Annotated in this window: 4 protein-coding genes; 1 reads left to right on the plus strand and 3 read right to left on the minus strand. The window is 44.0% G+C overall.

The features are described 5' to 3' along the window. Nucleotides 1–338: 338 nt before the first annotated feature. Entirely contained in the window at nt 339–992 is a 654-nt protein-coding gene (locus HXW94_RS18295) for a GIY-YIG nuclease family protein (RefSeq protein ID WP_178368330.1), read from the plus strand. A 32-nt stretch (nt 993–1,024) separates the two neighbouring features. Here the strand turns inward: HXW94_RS18295 and HXW94_RS18300 are convergent, their stop codons facing one another. From HXW94_RS18300 to HXW94_RS20505, 3 genes are all read right to left on the minus strand, one after another. Beyond that, nucleotides 1,025–1,561, minus strand: coding sequence for a hypothetical protein (locus tag HXW94_RS18300; RefSeq protein ID WP_178368331.1), 537 nt, complete (start codon nt 1,559–1,561; stop codon nt 1,025–1,027). 425 nt (nt 1,562–1,986) lie between these two features. Then, nucleotides 1,987–3,285: a histidinol dehydrogenase gene (gene hisD / locus HXW94_RS18305; RefSeq protein ID WP_178368332.1), complete on the minus strand. Its 1,299-nt coding sequence runs from the start codon at nt 3,283–3,285 to the stop codon at nt 1,987–1,989. Nucleotides 3,286–3,301: 16 nt separating this feature from the next. After that, a complete protein-coding gene (locus tag HXW94_RS20505) occupies nt 3,302–3,424 on the minus strand; it encodes a hypothetical protein (RefSeq protein WP_425484229.1) in 123 nt (40 codons plus the stop codon). Between the last annotated feature and the right edge of the window lie 11 nt (nt 3,425–3,435).

Genomic DNA, 3,435 nt, shown 5'->3' on the forward strand with positions numbered 1-3,435 from the left:
CACAGTCTTCGGCTTTCTTCATTTCCATTATATTTGCTCCTCAGATAGTATTGTTTCGAGAGTTCATATCATGCTTTTTTCATAAAAAGATAGGCTTTTTTAAAACCGGGAAAATGGGAATGCGCCCAGGCATCACCTCTACCATACCGGCTTCCATTCAAACATATCCCCCCACCCACAAGATATCTTCTATCCACAGTTTTATCCGGTATCCAGTTTGCAACCAGGGTACTTTCACGGTAAAAGTAAATTTAATTTATAGTTGCGTTTTTGGGTTGAGAATGTTTAGACTCTATTAAGTTAAATTTCATCTTATGTTTTGGGAAATAATGAATTGAATGATAAGTATCAATATTTATTGCTCTAATTGCCAGCAACAATATCAATTTATAAAAGACGAAAAATCAGCATTTTCGATCAAATGTGAACAGTGTGGCAATACACTTGTGGATATTTCTCCAATCAATGGATATATTTATATCTTATCCAATCCGTCGATGCCTGACCTATTGAAAATAGGTTTCACTACACGAAGCGTTGATGAAAGAATAGCAGAACTTAATTCGTCAACCGGCGTACCAGAAAATTTTGTACTTGAAGCGTATTTTTGTAGCAACACCCCAGAAAATGACGAGCGTTTATTACATATAGAATTAAGCAATTACCGCATAAACAACAGCAGAGAATTTTTCCGAATTTCAGTTTTGGACGCAATTAAAGAAGTTGAAGCCATCCTCGGTAGGTCTCCAGGCATGTTGAGCCAAAATAGGCAAGAAGAACTGATAAGAAAGAAGGCTGAAAAAGATATTGCGGCTGATAAAATTAGAAAAGCAGAAAGGCTTTACCAATCAGCATTGTCTGAAAAAATTGGGGGACTTGCTCTTCAAAAGCTGATAGAAGCCGCTGAATTAGGTCATGCTGGCGCTTTAAGTGAAGTGAAAAGGAGAGGATATTATGTGTCCAATCTCTATGGCAAATTGCATTTTTTTTAAATTTTTACAATATTTAAAAAAATAGTATTGAATTACCGTAATAAATTGCAAGCCTTTTCCCATTTCTTCACCACTGCCTGGTCTCCAAGATATTCCAGCCTTTGAATCTCATGGATAATATTATCAAAGGTTGACCGGTGCATTCCTTTTGGCTTTTCCGGAATAAAATCCATAATTCCCGGCTCAACACCAATTTTTAGCTTCAGCCTGTTAGCCTTGGTAAATATTCTTTTTGTTTGATGAGCATTGCAACTGGCATAAGTTAGGCCGTGACACTCTCTACAAAGAAAATACTTGTTTGCCCCATCCATACCATACAGAATTTCAACCCGTTTTTCACATTTTGAACAGAGAAACCATTTTCTATGACCGCCATAGTTGCAAGGGGTTTGGTCAAAATAAACGACCTGTTCCACATCTTCCCAGGCACCACCACGTTCCCTATGCTGATATTTTAGGGTTAACCATTTCTTGTGTACCTCAAAATGAACCGCCCCTCTTTCATTTCTATGGGATGACCAGGACATTGTGCCGATAGTTCCAGGAATCAGACCGTTTTGCCTTTTCATCCATCGGATATCAATATAGGTTTGGCGCTCAATTGTTGGTTTTGCATTAAATCTGAAAAGTCGTCCAGAACCCGGCCCACCCATAGGCACCTTTTTTTTCTACCGAAATATTTAAAGAAGTTTGAATTATAACAAAAAACCGGGGTTTCTCTAAATGAATTTTAGCCTGCAGCATTTGAAAAGTGGGGGCTATGTGGGGGCAAACCAGAAACCAAACAAAAAAGGCTTTCAGGGTAAAAACCTTGAAAGCCTTTATTATCAAATGGCGCGCTCGGCGCGATTCAAGCACGCGGCCTACGGATTAAGAGTCGGTAGGTCTTCTTGCTCTTAATCTTGCTCGTGCTCTTGCTCGAAATAATACTTCGAGCAAGAGCAAGCAGGACAGATAATACGTCATTTAATTTAGAATTGCCGATTAAACGCTGTTATTTCAGGCGGATTTTTACTGAATTGGCATGGGCATCCAGAGCTTCGGTCCGGGCCAGGGTAATGACATCATCGGCCTCCCTTTCAAAGGCGGCTTTGGAATAATGGATCAGGCTGGTTTTTTTGGTAAAATGGGATACGCTCAAGGCCGATGAAAACCGGGCCGTGCCTGCTGTGGGCAGCACATGGTTGGGGCCTGCAATATAGTCGCCCATGGGTTCGGGGGTGTACGGTCCCAGGAACAGGGCCCCTGCGTTTTGAACCCGGTCAATATAATCAAAAGGAGATTCGACTATAATTTCAAGATGCTCGGGTGCCAGGCGGTTGGACAAGTCAATGGCCGTATCAATATCCGGTACCACCAGAATGGCGCCGAAATCATTGATGGCCGGTTCCGCAATATCCTTGCGGGGCAGCGCATTCAGCTGGGTCTCAACCGCGGCAGAGACCTTTTGGGCCAGATCTTGAGAATCGGTCACCAGCACAGCCGATGCCAGCACATCATGCTCGGCCTGGGAAAGCAGGTCTGCGGCAATGCATTCCGGGTCCGCAGTTTTATCTGCAATGATCAGAATTTCGCTGGGACCGGCAATCATATCAATCCCAACGGTTCCGGAAACAATTTTCTTGGCAAGGGTAACATAAATATTCCCCGGCCCCACAATCACATCAACCTTGGGCACCTGGGCGGTTCCGTAAGCCAGCGCCCCAATGGCCCAGGCAGACCCTGCCTTGAACACCGAATCAATGCCCACGGCCCGGGCAGCCGCAAGAAGATGGGGATTAATGTTACCGTCAGCCATGGGCGGGGTCATCAAAGAGATGGATGCCACACCCGCCACCCTGGCCGGAATTCCGCCCATGAGCACAGACGAAACCAAAGGGGTTTTACCGCCCTTGGCGCCGGGGGCATAGATCCCTGCCGCTGTCACCGGCCGCACCATCTGGCCCACCATCACGCCGTTTCTGGGGGTGTCCATCCATGAATTTTCCCTCTGGCGGCTGTGAAACGCTGTCAGCTGCTCAACGGCCCGGTCAAGGGCGTTTAAAAATTGCGGGGTCATCTGTTTCAGGGCATCTTCAAACTCCTGTTCCGTCACCTTAAAGGTATCCAGGGTAACAGCCGGGGAGTCAAACCTGTTGGTGTATTCGATGAGCGCCTCATCACCTCTCTTTTTAACATCATCTAAAAATGCCTGGACATTGTCCTGGTCTTCTCTGGAAAACCCCAGGCCTCTGTCTATAGTCTCCTGAACCCTTTTTTCTGCTTCCGGTGAAGGGTAATTAAATATTTTCATGGCGTATCTCTTTATTTTATTTTATATTAAAATCAGATTGTTGTGCAATCTCAAGCATCGTTTTTTTTACCCATTGACCATACTCTTGTAAAAGAGGTTTTCTGTATTTTACAACGAAGATGATATGATAAACAATCAAAAATTTTGAAT

It is taken from the genome of Desulfobacter latus, from assembly GCF_013389365.1.
GTDB classification, from domain to species: Bacteria; Desulfobacterota; Desulfobacteria; order Desulfobacterales; family Desulfobacteraceae; genus Desulfobacter; species Desulfobacter latus.

Bases quoted from the DNA above. Each gene is read 5' to 3' on its own strand.
- HXW94_RS18295 (WP_178368330.1), top strand. From the start codon at position 339: ATGATAAGTATCAATATTTATTGCTCTAATTGCCAGCAACAATATCAA.
- HXW94_RS18300 (WP_178368331.1), bottom strand. From the start codon at position 1,561: ATGAAAAGGCAAAACGGTCTGATTCCTGGAACTATCGGCACAATGTCC.
- hisD (WP_178368332.1), bottom strand. From the start codon at position 3,285: ATGAAAATATTTAATTACCCTTCACCGGAAGCAGAAAAAAGGGTTCAG.